General features: G+C 35.7%; 15 protein-coding genes. 6 read left to right on the top strand and 9 right to left on the bottom strand.

What is annotated here, in order from left to right:
- The 4 genes from C6H25_RS06875 to thrC form a co-directional block, all read right to left on the bottom strand.
- The coding region (locus C6H25_RS06875; protein ID WP_158653899.1) for a hypothetical protein at nt 1–900 on the bottom strand (900 nt) is incomplete at its 3' end.
- Nucleotides 901–956: 56 nt separating this feature from the next.
- Nucleotides 957–1,223 (bottom strand): hypothetical protein, encoded by a 267-nt coding sequence (locus C6H25_RS06870; RefSeq protein ID WP_233707354.1) that lies wholly within the window; start codon nt 1,221–1,223, stop codon nt 957–959.
- A gap of 775 nt (nt 1,224–1,998) precedes the next feature.
- Nucleotides 1,999–2,715 carry a hypothetical protein gene (locus tag C6H25_RS06865; protein ID WP_104748697.1) on the bottom strand — a complete coding sequence of 239 codons (717 nt, stop codon included), beginning with the start codon at nt 2,713–2,715 and terminating at the stop codon, nt 1,999–2,001.
- Nucleotides 2,716–2,828: 113 nt separating this feature from the next.
- Nucleotides 2,829–4,283 (bottom strand): threonine synthase, encoded by a 1,455-nt coding sequence (thrC, locus tag C6H25_RS06860; protein WP_104748696.1) that lies wholly within the window; start codon nt 4,281–4,283, stop codon nt 2,829–2,831.
- 283 nt (nt 4,284–4,566) lie between these two features.
- Here thrC and C6H25_RS06855 point away from each other — a divergent pair, with 283 nt between their 5' ends.
- The 3 genes from C6H25_RS06855 to flgG all read left to right on the top strand — a co-directional run bounded on the left by C6H25_RS06855 (nt 4,567) and on the right by flgG (nt 8,623).
- Entirely contained in the window at nt 4,567–6,594 is a 2,028-nt protein-coding gene (locus tag C6H25_RS06855) for a methyl-accepting chemotaxis protein (protein WP_104748695.1), read from the top strand.
- 9 nt (nt 6,595–6,603) lie between these two features.
- Nucleotides 6,604–7,710, top strand: a complete 1,107-nt coding sequence (locus tag C6H25_RS06850) for an epoxyqueuosine reductase QueH (RefSeq protein WP_104748694.1) — start codon at nt 6,604–6,606, stop codon at nt 7,708–7,710.
- Between the two features lie 124 nt (nt 7,711–7,834).
- Nucleotides 7,835–8,623, top strand: a complete 789-nt coding sequence (gene flgG / locus C6H25_RS06845) for a flagellar basal-body rod protein FlgG (protein WP_104748693.1) — start codon at nt 7,835–7,837, stop codon at nt 8,621–8,623.
- A gap of 253 nt (nt 8,624–8,876) precedes the next feature.
- On the opposite strand, the gene pdxA is transcribed toward flgG, so the two are convergent.
- A complete protein-coding gene (gene pdxA, locus C6H25_RS06840; RefSeq protein WP_104748692.1) occupies nt 8,877–9,800 on the bottom strand; it encodes a 4-hydroxythreonine-4-phosphate dehydrogenase in 924 nt (307 codons plus the stop codon).
- Nucleotides 9,801–10,589 carry a pyridoxine 5'-phosphate synthase gene (gene pdxJ / locus C6H25_RS06835; protein ID WP_104748691.1) on the bottom strand — a complete coding sequence of 263 codons (789 nt, stop codon included), beginning with the start codon at nt 10,587–10,589 and terminating at the stop codon, nt 9,801–9,803. It lies immediately after the preceding gene.
- Between the two features lie 126 nt (nt 10,590–10,715).
- On the opposite strand from pdxJ, the gene C6H25_RS06825 reads away from it, so the two are divergent.
- From C6H25_RS06825 to C6H25_RS06815, 3 genes are read left to right on the top strand one after another with little or no spacing between them, the layout of a single operon-like run.
- Nucleotides 10,716–11,723, top strand: coding sequence for a glycosyltransferase family 4 protein (locus C6H25_RS06825; protein ID WP_104748690.1), 1,008 nt, complete (start codon nt 10,716–10,718; stop codon nt 11,721–11,723).
- Complete coding sequence (locus C6H25_RS06820; RefSeq protein ID WP_104748689.1) at nt 11,724–12,320, top strand: phosphatase PAP2 family protein; 597 nt, start codon at nt 11,724–11,726, stop codon at nt 12,318–12,320. It abuts the gene before it with no gap.
- 20 nt (nt 12,321–12,340) lie between these two features.
- Nucleotides 12,341–12,772: a hypothetical protein gene (locus tag C6H25_RS06815; RefSeq protein ID WP_104748699.1), complete on the top strand. Its 432-nt coding sequence runs from the start codon at nt 12,341–12,343 to the stop codon at nt 12,770–12,772.
- A 105-nt stretch (nt 12,773–12,877) separates the two neighbouring features.
- On the opposite strand, the gene C6H25_RS06810 is transcribed toward C6H25_RS06815, so the two are convergent.
- From C6H25_RS06810 to C6H25_RS06800, 3 genes are all read right to left on the bottom strand, one after another.
- Nucleotides 12,878–13,063 (bottom strand): DUF5408 family protein, encoded by a 186-nt coding sequence (locus tag C6H25_RS06810; RefSeq protein WP_104748688.1) that lies wholly within the window; start codon nt 13,061–13,063, stop codon nt 12,878–12,880.
- Nucleotides 13,063–14,430, bottom strand: coding sequence for an FAD-dependent oxidoreductase (locus tag C6H25_RS06805; RefSeq protein ID WP_104748687.1), 1,368 nt, complete (start codon nt 14,428–14,430; stop codon nt 13,063–13,065). The genes C6H25_RS06810 and C6H25_RS06805 overlap by 1 nt, the downstream gene beginning before the upstream one ends.
- 67 nt (nt 14,431–14,497) lie before the next feature.
- Nucleotides 14,498–15,868: an SH3 domain-containing C40 family peptidase gene (locus C6H25_RS06800; RefSeq protein ID WP_104748686.1), complete on the bottom strand. Its 1,371-nt coding sequence runs from the start codon at nt 15,866–15,868 to the stop codon at nt 14,498–14,500.
- Between the last annotated feature and the right edge of the window lie 16 nt (nt 15,869–15,884).

Here is a 15,884-nt window from a genome sequence, read left to right as displayed (position 1 = left end):
CAGTGTAGCTGTGGATAAGTCATCGGTTGCTGTTTCTACATTACCTTGTGCAGTTTTAATCTTACCCATTAAACTAGTATCGCTAGGATTATCAAGGGTATTACTACCACCACCATAAACTTGGTCTTGTGCTTTGGTTAATTGTTTGTAGGGACTATCATCTGTAGCATTTTCTGCTGAAGTTGCACCACTTCCATAGAGATTACCTTTAGCTGTGGATAAGTCATCGTTAGCTGTTTCTACATTACCTTGTGCAGTTTTAATCTTACCCATTAAACTAGTATCGCTAGGATTATCAAGGGTATTACTACCACCACCATAAACTTGGTCTTGTGCTTTGGTTAATTGTTTGTAGGGACTATCATCTGTAGCATTTTCTGCTGAAGTTGCACCACTTCCATAGAGATTACCTTTAGCTGTGGATACATCACTTTTTGCTGTTTCTAAAGCACTTTGTGCGCTACTTTCAGTTGCTTTTGCGCTTGCAAGCTTACCCATTAAACTAGTATCGCTAGGATTATCAAGGGTATTACTACCACCACCATAAACTTGGTCTTGTGCTTTGGTTAATTGTTTGTAGGGACTATCATCTGTAGCATTTTCTGCTGAAGTTGCACCACTTCCATAGAGATTACCTTTAGCTGTGGATAAGTCATCGTTAGCTGTGGTTAAAGCTCCTTGAGCTTGTGTTAATTCGCCCTCTGCTGTTTCAAGCTTTTGTTTTAATTGACTTAGATTATTTTCTTGCTGTAGCCATCTGTGGGGGGCATAGTTATTTCTAGGGGCAGTAACTTCTAATTCTAAATCAAAGCTATTGGCCGCTCTCACATTGTTATTCGCCTCTAGTAAAATTGCAGAGCCAATCACAGAAACTAAACTCGCTGAAATTACTTTTTTCATGTTCATCTTTAAAAATTCCTTTTATCGTATGTATCTTATATGTTTGTTAAAATTGATTAAGGGTTAGCAGGTTGTTGTTGAGCTACACCGCCTGCTGCTTGTGTGTTACCTGTGTTTGTGCCGCCATTTTGTGGAGGGGCTATTGGAGAGGGGGATTGTAGTGAAGTTAAGTCAATCATCGTATCGCCATTGAATCCGGCAGAACGCTTGGTTTGTTGGTTTTCTAAATTAGAATATTGAAATCCACCTCCTAAGAATGCTCCGTTAGACTCAGCCATAAGACTTGCCATACTTAATAAACTCATTGCCATTAATTTTTTCATCAAAATTTCCTTTTATTAAAAATATTTTACTCAATTTCAATTTACCAATAATTTACTAAAATACTTAATATTGATAAATTATGAACATGCTATCACAACTTACATTAATTTGAAATTTATTTGTTTAAATTATGTATAAAATGTGTATTATAGTATCAATTTTAGATACTTATTGAAAAAATATGCGTAAAAGTTACAAAATAAATAGTCTTTTTTAACTATTTATAAATAATTTTAGATGCTAATATTGTTTTAATTATTTCATCATAACTAATTATTATTTTACAATATGAGTATAAAAGTAATATAATAATAAAATAAAATCTTAGTTCTGTTTTTTAAAAATATTTGTTTTTAGAACCTTGTATAAACGGAGTATTAATATTTTTTTAAGAAGTTATTGCTTGGCTTGTTTTAAACTCTTAAAAATTGCAAGAGATTTAATGAAAAGCCTTAAGCAATGGTTTTTAGGGGTTTTTGATTGTTTTTGCTATGATTAAGTCTCTCTATGCAAGCGTTTTTAACAAGGTTTTTTCCTAAGTGCAATAATGGTTCAATGTAGAAAAAGGGGTTTGTAGTGGGTGGGAGGCAACCTCGTTAGGAGGAGCCTAAGTGAAAACGCTATTTGTGTTATTGCTAGTGTTGGTAGTCTTCGCACAATTACTACACTAAAATACGGAGCGACTAGCCTTAGTTGCTCTCTTAAGCGATAGCACAACGCATGGGGCAATTATAATGCTTTTTCTTAATATACACCTTTTTTAAGCTTTTTTATTCACTCTTTGATAACATCAATCTTAAAAGTATGGATTTCATTATCTAAAAAAACTTTTACGATAATAGTGCCGGCGGTCTTAAGATTTTTAGTGTTTACAACTATAAAGCCCCCTCTGGCTTTGCTCTCTACATTAAGGGTATTGTTTTTAAGGTAGTTAATCGCTAGGATTTTTAAGGCTTGTCGGCTCTCTTGCATGACTTCTTGTTCTTCTACATCGTCCATCATCATCATGCCTAAGCCCGGCCCATACATTCCCATGCCTCCATACATGCCATTATAAGCTAGAAAGCTCCCTTGACCATAATAATACATGGGGGGAGCAATAATATTTACATCATTTACGGGGGCTTGAGGAACGGTGATATTAAAATTTTGTAAAATGCTCTCAAAATCAAAGCTAGAGTTCATCACTTGGCGTAAGCTCAAAACTTCTAAATTGGTTTTTGCGATACTAACTGAAATCGCCTTGCGATTGAAAACGACCGGATTGCCTTCTAAGATTTGAGCGGCTACATAAAAAACTAGAGGTGCTTCGCTTACGCCTTTTAATTTGCTTTGTGCGATTTCTAGCTGGACTTTGGATTTTTTTTGTGTAGAGGTCATTACTTGAATGCCATTGTTATAAGAACTGACATTTTCAGGTGTGATTTTATAGCTTGCACAACCATTTAAAAGCAGTAGTAATGCTATAAGAGAGAAAATAAATTTTTTCATGCGATTTCCTTAAGATTAAAGTTCAAGATTGGTTTGAAAATCATTGGGCGTATTATAGTGCGATTTGGCTTAATCTACTCATTTAGAGAGTGAGCAAGTCTGTTTAAAAAGGGCTAATTAAGGCTTTCTAACCATGAGAGTATAGAAGGCTTAATAGCTTGCAGTCTTAAGACTTCTTGGTGCTTGATGTCTCTTTCAAACAAATCATCAAGGCGTCTGCTAGAGGGAGCGTCATAACAACATCTAAGCGTTTCTAATGCGCCCCTATCGCTTTTTTGCTGTTGGGTTAGGGCGTATAAAGTGGTGCTTGGAAATTTTTCATAAGAGGCGGTGGAGCAAACGAGCGTTTTTTCCTTACTATAGAGACTTGCACAAAGAGCGGTAGCGGTGTGAGGGTCAATTAAGTAGTGGTGTTCTGCAAAAGTTTCTTGAATGGTTTTTAAGCATTCTGTATCAGAGCAAGAGGCAGTGCTAAAATGCTCGCTTAAGTGCGCTAATTCGGTGGGGCTTAGAGTGTATTGCTGATAGTTCTCTAAAGATTTCATGCATTCATAAGTGCGTTCATGTCCAAAAAGAGCGAATAACAAGCGTTCTACATTAGAGCTTTTTAAAATATCCATAGCGGGGGAGTAAGTTTTGATTAAAGAGCGCGATTGCAAGTCATAACAACCGGTTTCTATAAACTCTTTTAGCACATCATTAGCATTGGTTACAACCTTAATCTTAGCGATAGGTAAGCCCATCATCTTAGCATAAAACGCCCCCAAAGCATTCCCAAAATTCCCGCTAGGAATAGCTAAAGTAATAGGCTCTTTAGAGCTAATCGCTCCTTTTTTGTATAACTCTAAATAACCCCAAATATGATAGACAATTTGAAAAGCAATACGACCAAAATTCACTGAATTAGCCGCGCTTAATTCTAATTTTTGCGTTTTTAAAATCTCTTTGAAATCTTCATCTTTTAAAAGCTCTTTTAAAGCGTTTTGAGCATCATCAAAATTCCCCTCTATAGCAAAAATTTTAAGGTTTTTAGCATTTTGAGTGGTCATTTGTAATTGTTGCACCAAGCTTGTGCCATCTTTTGGATAGAGACACACCACAAAAATATTAGGCATGTTCGCTAGACTTTCTAAAGTGGCAGGACCTGTATCTCCGCTTGTAGAGGCTAAGACTAAGTAGCGTTTGTTTTGTTCTACAGCTAAACTAGAGAGCAAACTCCCAAAAGGTTGTAATGCCATATCTTTAAACGCAAGGCTTGGCCCATGATAAAGCTCTTGGACAAAAAGCCTTTCATTGAGCGCAAAAATAGGAGAGGGATTAGTAGGGTTATCAAAATTTTCATAGCGTTTAAGGGCGTTATTAAGCATGTCTATAGGAACATTTAATTCTAAGCGCTCAATTACATGCTCTGCAAGCTGAGCGTAGCTACAGCTTAAGCAATGTTGCCAATCTAAGGGTTTAAGGTTTTCTATGGTATAAAGCCCTCCTTTTGGAGCGCTTGGGTTTAAAAGAGCGTCTATAAAGCTTGTTTCTTGAACTTTATTAGAACGAGTGGGGACAAAGGGCATAAATTTTCCTTAACTGACTAAATAAAATTTTATAAGCATACCCTAAAAGGAAATAATTTAAGCTAAAGCATGCATTTTTGGTTGTGTTTTAAGAAATAGAATTTTGTTTTTAAGCTTATAAAAGGTAAGATAACCATGTTTTTTAACTTATTTCATTGTTTGTATCCGCTTGAAATCAATATATATATATATGTTTTTATATGTTGATTTGATATTCTATAAGTGATAGCATGTTTTTATAGCTGAAATGAGTTATTTGAGATTTTTTAAGAAAGGATACGCCTTGTTTAAAAATTTAGGGATTGGAAATAAGATTATTTTATGCACTACAATTATTGTAGTCATTTGTGTGTGTTTGCTTGGAGTTTCCATAAATAGTAGGGTTAAAGAAATTTTAAAAGAAAACGCCCTACACGCCATGCAAGATAGCTTGCATATTAAGGTGAAAGAAGTTCAAGGGGTCGTGCAGACGGTATTCACCGGCATGGGTATCGTGGCTAACATGCTCACTGATGACACTAAAAGAGAAACTAAAATCAAGCTTTTAAAGAATTTTATCAATGCTAATAGCCATGTAGCAGGGATTTCTATGTTCTTTAAAGATAGAGAAGATTTAAGCGTCATGCTTTTACAAGATACTAATGGAGTTAAAGTCTTAGAAAACCATGAGTTAGGCAAAAATCCTTTAGTCCAAAAAGCTTTGCGAGATAAAGAGCTTACTAGAAGTTTGCCCTATTATAAGAAAATGCCTAATGGGTCTGAAGTCTATGGCGTGAATATTCTTATGCCCCTACTAGATGAAAATAGGCGAGCTCTTGGGGTATTAATGATTTTTGTTTCTATTGATAGCTTTGTGAATGAGATTGCAAAAACTCGTAACGATTTATACTTGATTGGCGTTAAGGGTAAGGTGCTTTTGAGCGCTAATAAGAGCTTGCAAGATAAATATATCACTGACATTTACAAAGATGCTAAAGAGGCGGTTAAAGAAGTCTTAATGGTGCAAGAAAATGGCTCTAAGGGCATGGTAGAATATTTAGACCCCTTCAGTCATAAGGAAAATTATTTAAGCATAGAGGCGTTTAATTTGCTTGAAAAAGCCGGTAATTCTAGAGACAATCTTAATTGGGTTGTTGCGCTCACTATGGAAAAAGATAAAGTTTATTCACAGATTAGCTCGGTGCGTTTTGTGGTGATTGTTGCAAGCGTTATTATGATTATTGCTTTGATTATTGCGATTGCGATTTTAATGCGTGTGATTGTAAGCAAACGCTTAGAGATTGTTACAAACACTTTGTCTAATTTCTTTAAGCTATTGAATAATCAAGCTAAAGCGAGTGATATTAGATTGGTAGAGGCTACTAGCAACGATGAATTAGGGCGTATGCAAGAGAGTATCAATAAAAATATCAAGCAAACTCAAAAGACTATGCAAGAGGACAGACAAGCGGTGCAAGATACCATTAAAGTGGTAGAAGATGTTAAGGGTGGTAACTTTACCGCACGCATTAACGCTGAGCCTGCAAGCCCAGATTTGACTCAATTAAGAGATGCTTTAAATGGCATTATGGATTATTTGCAAGAGAGTGTAGGCTCACATATGCCAAGCATTTTCAAAATCTTTGAAAGCTATTCAAGCTTAGATTTTAGAGGTAGGATTGAAAACGCTAAAGGTAGAGTAGAGTTAGTAACTAATGCTTTAGGGCAAGAAATCCAAAAAATGCTAGAAACTTCTTCTGGCTTTGCGAAAAACTTAGCCACTAATAGTGCTAATTTAAAAGAATGTGTAGAGAATTTAGAAAAAGCCTCTAACTCTCAGCATGCGAGCCTTATGGAAACTTCGCATGTGGTAGAAAATATCACTTCTTCTATCCAAAGCGTGAGTAGTCAAAGTGAGGCGATGATTGAGCAAGGACAAGATATTAAGAGTATTGTAGAAATTATTCGTGATATTGCTGACCAAACTAACTTATTAGCTTTAAATGCAGCTATTGAGGCGGCACGAGCAGGCGAGCATGGCAGAGGCTTTGCAGTGGTAGCTGATGAAGTGAGAAAACTTGCTGAAAGAACGCAAAAATCTTTGAGCGAGATTGAGGCTAATATCAATATTTTAGTTCAAAGCATTTCAGATACAAGCGAGAGCATTAAAACTCAAGTTAAAGGCGTAGAAGAAATCAATAGCTCTATTGATGCCTTAAGACAAGTTACTGAGGGTAACTTAAAAATTGCTAGTGATTCGCTAGAAGTGGGTAATGATATTGATAAAGTTGCCAGCGATATTTTAGAAGATGTGAATAAAAAGCAATTCTAAGTAGGTTGAATGCTGATACATATTTGTTGCTCGGTGGACAATCTGTATTTTTTAAAGAAAGCCAAAGAGGCGTTTAAGGAAGAAAAGATTGTAGGGTTTTTTTATAACCCTAATATCCACCCTTACAGCGAATATTTACTGCGTTTAGCCGATGTCAAACGCACTTGCAAAATGCTAGAAATAGAATTGATTGAGGGGGAATACGAGCTAGAGAAGTTTTTAAATAAAGCTAAGGGCTTAGAGCTTTTAGGCGAAAAAAGCGAGCGCTGTTTTGAATGCTTTGATTTACGCTTAGAAACCACTGCCTTAAAAGCGCTAGAATTAGGCGAAAAATCTTTCACTACGACCCTACTCACAAGCCCTAAAAAAGACCCCTCTCAGCTCATTTCTAAAGGTCAAAGTATCGCTCAAAAATACGGCTTAGAGTTTGTTATTTTTAGAAACGATAATTTTGAAAATTTTAATAGCGAACTAGACTTGAATTTACAAGGTTTAGCTAGAGAAAATGAGCTGTATAGGCAGAATTATTGTGGGTGTCAATTCGCTTTAAAAATCCAAAAAGAATCTCAAAATAGAAGCCCCTTTGAACTCTCTTCGCCCCTAAAACGCCAAGTTTTGCCCGCTAGTGTGGAAGAAAGAACGGAAGTTTTTGAAAAGCTAGAGAATGCTAAAAAGAATAAAGACAAAGTTTTTTTAGCGCAAAAAACGATTCAAGCTTACCGCTTATTAAGTGGGGGTGTGTGGCTTTCTAAAAATTCTAAACCTTTAGATTGCTACATACTCGCTCGCTCTAAAAGTAAGGCCAGAATCAAAATCAATGATTTAAAATGGATACACTCTAAGCGTTTAAAAACAACTATAGGTTATAGCCAACGAGATGAAACTTTGTTTTTGAGCTTGCATAGCGTGAATGTTTTAGCTAGAAAATCATATGCGAGCTTGAATGAATTAAACGCTAACCCCCTAAGCTATGAAGAAGAATTGTTTTTAAGAGGCTTAATCAGTGGCTTTGAGAGCGTTAATCCCATTATCGTGCTTGAAGAAGAGCAAAAAAGAGTGCTTTTTGTAGAAATTAAAAGCACCTTTCAAGAAGAAAAAATCTTTTATTTACTTTGATTTTTTAACAACATGCAATTATTCCTTAAATAAAAATTTTAATTTTAATTCTAATTTTGATATAATCTAAAGTAAATAAATGACTTACTACCCTATATTAGTAGTGTAAATTAAGGAATACTCAATGATGCGCTCTCTCAGTAGTGCCACTTCAGGAATGCTCGCACAACAAACCCATATTGACACCACTTCAAATAATATTGCCAATGTCAATACCACCGGCTTTAAAAAATCTCGTGCAGATTTTAATGATTTATTTTATCAAGCCATGCAATATGCTGGCACTAACACTAGCAATACTACTCTATCTCCAAATGGCATGGAAGTAGGATTAGGCGTGCGTCCTAGTGCGATTACTAAGATGTTTTCTCAAGGCAGTCCTAAAGAAACAGAAAATAATCTAGATATTGCTATTACAGGCAAAGGCTTTTTTCAAATTCAAATGCCAGATGGCACTATCGCTTATACAAGAAGTGGGAATTTTAAGCTAGATGACCAAGGTAATATCGTTACAAGCGAAGGCTATTTGCTAATCCCTCAAATCACTCTACCCCAAGACACCACGCAAGTGAATATCGGCGTAGATGGCACAGTGAGCGTTACGCAAGGCTTACAAACCAATTCTGCAGTGATTGGGCAAATTACTTTGGCTAATTTTATTAACCCCGCTGGGCTTCATTCTATGGGGGACAATCTTTATGCGGTTACTAATGCAAGCGGTGATGCGATTGTTGGGGCTCCAGATTCTCAAGGCTTAGGAAGACTAAGACAAGGCTTTTTAGAACTCAGCAATGTGAGATTAGTAGAAGAAATGACAGATTTAATTACTGCCCAAAGAGCCTATGAGGCTAATTCTAAGAGCATTCAAACTGCAGATGCCATGCTCCAAACGGTTAATTCTCTTAAACGCTAGGAATTTTTTGAGTTTTTAGACAACAGCTAAGCAATACGACAGTATTGCACCCCATGTCATAATTAAATAACAAGTTAAGAAGATGATTAAAAATAAACATATCTTTTAATAAAATAAAAGAATGTTTTTTGGGGCAATAGAAAACAACTAAATAATTCAAAATGGGAATTATTGCAAACCATAGATACTTTTTATACCGATTTTGATAAAAACAAATATCAAAATTTGCAATCTAAAACGATTTAAGGGCTTTTTAGGCTAAGTAACTAATCGCATTCAAATAGCTTTGATTATTCGCTTTATTTTGATAGGCAATATCAAACGCTGTGCCGTGGTCAGTAGATGCACGCAAAATGGGAGCGTTCAAACTTACATTAATACTTTCATCAAAGTAGAGAGCTTTTAAAGGGGCTAAGCCAGCGTCATGATACATGCTCACATAAAAGGGCGTTATAGCTCTTCTTCTATAACTAAAAGCACTATCAGCTGGCAAGGGCCCTAGAAAACATTCAAAGCCTAGTATTTCATTACATTGTTGAATGGCTTTTAAAATTTTTTTATCTTCTTTTCCAAACAAGCCATCTTCGCCTGCATGGGGGTTAAAGCCACATACTTGAACGCATTTAGCCTGCGTGCTTGTTTGAAACGCTAATAAAAACTTGATTAAGGCTTTAACTTGAATGAGTTTAGAAACCTTGCTTAAAGGCACATGGTCGCTGAATAATCCTACAAAGAGTTTAGAACACCCAAGCATCATAATGATTTCGCACTCTTTATAGCGTTGTTTTAAAAAATCGGTATGCCCTACATAAGGGATTTGAGCTTGTTGCCATGCAAGTTTGTTAATAGGCATGGTGCAAATTCCATTGACTTCTTTGTTATCAGCTAATTCACAAGCCTTTTTAAAACTCTCAAAGCTATATCTCCCACTATCTGTATCCACTTTTCCTATCGTGCTGGAGTTTAAAGGGGGCATTTGAATGTCTAAACTAAGCGTGTTAAGAGATTTAAACTCATAAGCGTTATGGAGCAATTGATTAGCTTGTTCTAAAAGCTCGCTATGAATGATATATAACGGCTCACAAATTTTACTCACTTCTTTATGGCTTTTTAAAATCAGCTCTAAACTGATACCTTGAATATCCCCACAACTAATGGCAATTTTCTTTTTAATCATTTAGCGTTTAATGAGTTGTGCCATTTCTAAAATCGCCTTTTCTAAGCCCATTAAAACGGCTTTTGAAATAACACTATGACCGATATTAAGCTCTCTTAAAGATGGAATTTTTAACATTTCTTTCACATTAGAATAATTCAAGCCATGCCCAGCACACACTTCAATTCCCATAAAAAACGCCTCTTTACTCATTCTTCTTAATTGTAAGAACGCATTTTGCAACTCTTCTTTCAATTCCTTAGGGCTTTTTTCTTTAAGCGAATTAATGGCATTAATATGATTGTTAGCGTTAGAATATAAAGCGTTGTGTAAATTCGCATACACTCCGGTGTGAAACTCTACTTGCTTGATTTTTTGCTCTCTTGCAAAATTAAGAGCGTCTTTTGAAGGGTCAATAAATAAGGACACTTCAATCCCTTTATTTTGATACGCTCTTATAGTCTTTGGCAATTCTTTTAAAGAGCAATCTAATCCGCCCTCTGTGGTGATTTCAGCTCTATTTTCAGGCACAATAGTAACCTTACTAGGCTTTATTTTTAGAGAGCATAAAAAATCAGTGATATTAGCATTAATGGAACATTCAATATTGATAGGTAAAGGGCTAATTTCAAGCAACTTAAGAACATCTTCATTTTGAATATGGCGTTTATCTTCTCGTAAGTGGATAGTGATTAAATCCACTTTATGGGTGTTTTTAGCAATAAATAGGGCTTCTAAAATTTCAGGTTCATAAGTCTTTCTTACTTCTCTTAAAGTAACGATATGGTCAATATTTAATCCAAAACGCATAATTATCCTTTATAATAATGATTTTTGAAATTGTAACACAAAAAACAATCCGCCAACCCTTAAAATGTCTTTAAGAAAGCCATTCTTTAAATTTGCTATAATATCCATTTAAAAAATTATCACAAAGTGTTGGCTGTGCTATATTTCCTAATCAGTTGCTTAACTTGCTTTCTTATTATTTTATGGTCTAAGAAATCCATGCTTTTTGTAGATAATGCTGACAAAATACAAGGCTTTCATAAAGAAAAAACTCCACGAGCCGGAGGGCTTGGCATTTTTCTTTCGTTTATATTAGCTTATTATTTAGAACCTTTGAAAACACCTTTTGAAGGTAGTTTTGTTTTTTTGGCTATCACACTCATCTTTTTAAGCGGATTTTTAGAAGATATTAATTTTTCGCTTAGCCCAAAAATGCGCCTTATTTTACAAAGTCTTGGGGCATTAGGCGTTATTTTATCCACTCATTTAGTTATAAGCGATTTCTCGCCCCTTTTTAGTTTGCCCTATTTTATAGCGTTTATATTTGCTGTTTTTATGCTTGTAGGTATTAGCAATGCCATTAATATCATTGATGGGTTTAATGGTTTAGCCTCTGGTATTTGTCTGCTAACACTGCTTATCATTCATTACATAGAGCCTACAAATTTAGGCTGTTTGCTTGCATATATGGTGCTTGGTTTTATGGTGTTTAATTTCCCTTTTGGGCGGATTTTTCTAGGCGATGGAGGGGCGTATTTTTTAGGTTTTATGTGCGGAGCTTTGCTCTTACATTTGAGTTTAGAGCAAAAAATCAGCGTGTTTTTTGGGCTAAACTTAATGCTTTATCCGGTTGTAGAGGTGCTTTTTAGTATTCTTAGGCGTAAGCTCAAAAATCAGCATGCCACTATGCCAGATAATTTGCATTTGCATACCCTTTTGTTTAAAACCTTGCAACTACACTCTTTTATTTATCCAAACCCTATGTGCGCATTCATTTTAGTGCTATGCAACTTACCTTTTATATTAGTGAGCGCTTTCTTTCGCTTAAACGCTCCTATCCTCATTGCTATTGCTTTAATCTTTATCGCTTGCTATTTATGGGGATATTATTATTTAAGCAAGCAAGTTAGCAAGTTAGAAAAGCGAGTGGGTTAAATGAATAAAATCAAAAGCCTTTTTTTTAGCTTACTACTATGGATATACCCCCTAGAAAGTAAGCCCTTAAACGAAGGGGCTTATGTTTTAGAAGAAATTGGCGATGTGCTGAGATTTTTACCTATTTTTGTAGGCACGGTTAGTTTAGCTATGCGAGATTATAGAGGTTTAGGGGAATTAGCGGTAGGAACTTTAGTTTCTCAAGGCGTGATTTATGGCATTAAAGGGGCTTTTGCTAAAGCGCATGAGCATGGGGCTAATGTATCTTTTGCTAAACGCCCATGCTGTAATTCGTGGCGTGGTATGCCAAGCGGGCATGCTGGGGGCGTGTTTAGTGCGGCTGGGTTTGTATATTATCGCTATGGATGGAAACCTGCATTACCCGTTTTAGCCCTAGCTATTCTTACTGATGCTAGTAGAGTGGTCGCTCAAAAGCATACTGTATGGCAAGTGGTAGTAGGCAGTCTTATAGGTTGGGGCTTTGCTTATTTATTCACCACACGCTACAAGCCCAAAAACTGGATGCTCTATCCTGAAATTTCTAGCGATTTTAAGGGTAATGGGCGTTATGGCGTGAGTTTTTCGTATCAATGGTAAAATCAATATTAAGGCTAAAAGTGGTTAAAAAATTTTTATTAGGTCTATTATTTCTCAGCATTTTAAAGGCAGGGCATTATGAAATCATTACAGAAATATCAAAAGTATTTTTAAAAGCTAAAAATGATTTTTTAGAACTCAATCAAACTTTCAAAACTTGTATAGGTGGGGAAGATAATCATGCGCAAATTCGTGCTCAAAGCTCATTTTTAGGACGCACCACAACTTTAGAACAACAATTTTATGATTATTTTGAGCAAGATCTTAAAGACGCTAACCATTTAAAAAACTTGTTAAAAGAGATTGAGAACTTAGAACTAGAGGCTCATAAAACCATTCCATGCGCTACTGCAAAAAATCCTAAAGCCTTTGAAGAACTTAAGCAATCCATCAAACAAATCATTCATTTAGAAAGCAAAATGGATAAATTCTTAGATGATATTAAAAAGTAGTTTATTGTATGAAATATAGCCAATGTTTAAAAAACAAGCTTTTTTAACCCTATAAAACCCTTTTTTGATTGCCTCTTGCTTATAAACTCAAAGCCTAAAAAGCTTTTAGGGCTTATTGGTTTGGATAGCATTTTCTAATCGCTTGACTTTCTTGCCTATCTCTGCAGTGGCATTGACTTGATTGATAAGAATATAAATGTTTATCATCATTAAAAGCAATACCACAAACCCTAAAAAAAAGACGATTTTAATGGCTCTTTTGGCGATTTCTTGGGCTTGTTTTTCTTGCATTAGTTTTTACTATTTAAGGTTTCTAACTCTTCTGGGGAGAGATCTGTATAGAAACGCTCCAAATCAAAGCTCTCGCCTAAATATTCAGTGATTTCTTGAGAATCAATGAGGGCATTTTGCATACAACTTGTCGCACCCGGAGAGGGGGTCATGTTAAAAGTAATGCCTTTGTGCGTGCAAATTTTCTTTTCGCCTAATTCAAGCTTTTGCTTAGTTCTGTCTAAGACTTGCGGGCGCACTTCGCCAAAACCTTCTGCGTATTCTAAATCTTCTAATCTCAATGAAGGGATAATCTTTTGAGCGTCTTTCAAAAATTTACGCTTACCAATAGCGGGTAATTCAAAAACCATGTTTTTAAAGACATAATTACGAATCTCTCTATCACTCATTAAATCAAACACGATTTTTAACACATCTTTATTCAAATCCATTTTTAATAATTCTAGGCTAATACCTTTAAGCCAATATTTATTACGCTCTAATTTAGGCATCGCTAATGCGGTAGGCCCAATTCGTGTCTTACCCTTAATCACAGCATCAGGGTCGCCATGCACAGCCGCAAAAGGGAGTTTAGGGTTTTGCACGGTATAAACCTTTCCTTTTAATAAATCTGGCACAAAATAAAAGCTACCCGCCACAGGCAAACACCCTAAGTCTAAACCATAACCCATGCTTTGAGCTAGGGGCAAGGCATAAGAGCCAGCATTCACTAAAACAAATTTTGCATACACCTCTTCAGCCTCTTCTGAAATAAGCGCAAAGCCTCCGGCACGCCTTTCAATTTTTTTAACCTTAAAGTTTAAAAAAACCTTATTGTCCGGCTTCAATTTTAGAGCCTCTTCTACAAAGTTTTCACTCAACTTCGCATAATTCATGGTGCTCCAATCCTTCCTAAAACCATGACCGATAACATTTTCATGCCTATCCACACCATGTGCACCTAAAATAACATTAGGTTCTAACTCTTTAATCGTTTGCTTATCAAACGCCTCTAAACCTTCAAAAATCTCTTTAAACGCCTCATAGCGCTTTTCCATAAAAGCACATTCTTCATCGCCCACACCAATAGCCATTTTTTGAGTTTCAAAAATAACTTTATTTTGTAAGCCCTTATTTAAGGCATATTGTCTAGTCTTATAAGCAGATAAACGCACTTTTCTAGCTTTTTCTGCGGTGTAGTTGGTCTCAATAGAACCATCATGCACGGTTTGTGAGTTTGCTTTAGCACTAGAGCTAACTTGAGCGAGTTTAGGACACTTTTCTACAATCGCCACACGCTTTAAAGAGCTATACTCACTCAAAGTGTAAAAAGTCGCACATCCTGAAACCCCACCACCAATAATCACTGCATCAAATTCCATGCTCATCTTAAATCTCTCCTAACTAAGAAATTATTCAATTCCATAATTCGTAATCATAATATAATAAAGTCAATTAGCGTTTAAGTTTTATAGAACCTTGTGCGTAAGCTTGCAAATCACTCATTCCAAGCACCCTATCAATCAATAATTTCTTTTTAGAAAACATGCCATTATGCTCTTTAGCTAACCATAATGAAGTAATCACTACGCCCCCTATATTATGGTTCAAAGTCTTAAAATATTTAGCCGTTTGCACAGACCATACACTATGGGCGACTATCGCTCTATTGTCATGCACGCCTAAATAGAGCATGATATGCCCTTTTAGATACAAAAGGGTAGCAAAAGGACTAGCATGTTCAATAATGTAGCGCTCTTTTTCTGTAGCATTCATTGCGCTTAAATCCACATAATTGTTTGCATAGTGGCTTTGTGCGTAAGAATTTCTAGGAAGTAAAATTCCAAAATTAGCAAAACTATCTCGTGTGAAAGCTGAGCAATCTCTGTTTTCTAATAGTCCGCCCCAACCATATTTTTGCCCTATCATTGTATCTATCACTTGAGCCATGTTAGCGCTATTTAAAGCTTTAGGAAACAAGAAAAAGTCTTTTTGATTAATAGGAATGCTTTGTAAAATCGCATACCCTTTAGGGTCTTTAAAAAACGCATAAGTTCTTAAAGATTCTTTAGAGCGATAAAGCATTTTTTTTGAGGGGTCTTTTTTTAAGGGTGCTAGAGCGAATAACTCCCCTATTCTTGCTTGAGTATAAAAATGTCCATAATCATCATAAAGAGGGATTTTATCGCTCTTTGGCATGACATAATCTTTGAGTTGCGTTAAAAACTCTATATCTTTGTCATGCATATAAGCTAAATCGCTAGTTTTAACCCAGCCATAAACAAAACTGCTTTGAATATGAGCGTAAGTTTTAGTAGTGTTAAAATGCGTGATTAAAATAGGCGTGCCTTGAAAAAGCAATGAATTTTGATACCTATCAAAAGGATAGCCCTTTTTAGAGCGGTAGTAGGGTTTATTAGTGGGTATCGCTCTTACATGGCTATCACGCACTACAATAGCTTTAATCTTAACGCTTGGATAATGCTCAATATCCATGCTCTTAATAAGTGCATTATTAAATTCTTTTAGATTAGGCTTTAAGTCCTCGCCATAGCCTTGGGCTTTATGCACCATAGGCAATATCCAAAAAACTTCTTTTTTATTGGTCTTAATTGGCATATCTACCCATGGAGAATACCACGCCTTAAGATAGTTATTTTTAAGAGTCTCTTGGAGCTTTTTGCTATCTATTTCATTGAAAGAGTTTTCTTTAGAATCTTTAAGGTAGCTTGAAGCACTTTGAGATAAGGATAAATCTTTGAGTTTTAAATCACTTTGCGTGCAACTTGCCAATAAAAGCAAGCACGCCACCCAAACAAAACGCATTTTATAATATTTCCTC

The organism is Helicobacter cetorum (genome assembly GCF_900198405.1).
Taxonomy (GTDB): domain Bacteria; phylum Campylobacterota; class Campylobacteria; order Campylobacterales; family Helicobacteraceae; genus Helicobacter; species Helicobacter cetorum_C.
This window is presented reverse-complemented; position numbering and strand designations above follow the sequence as displayed.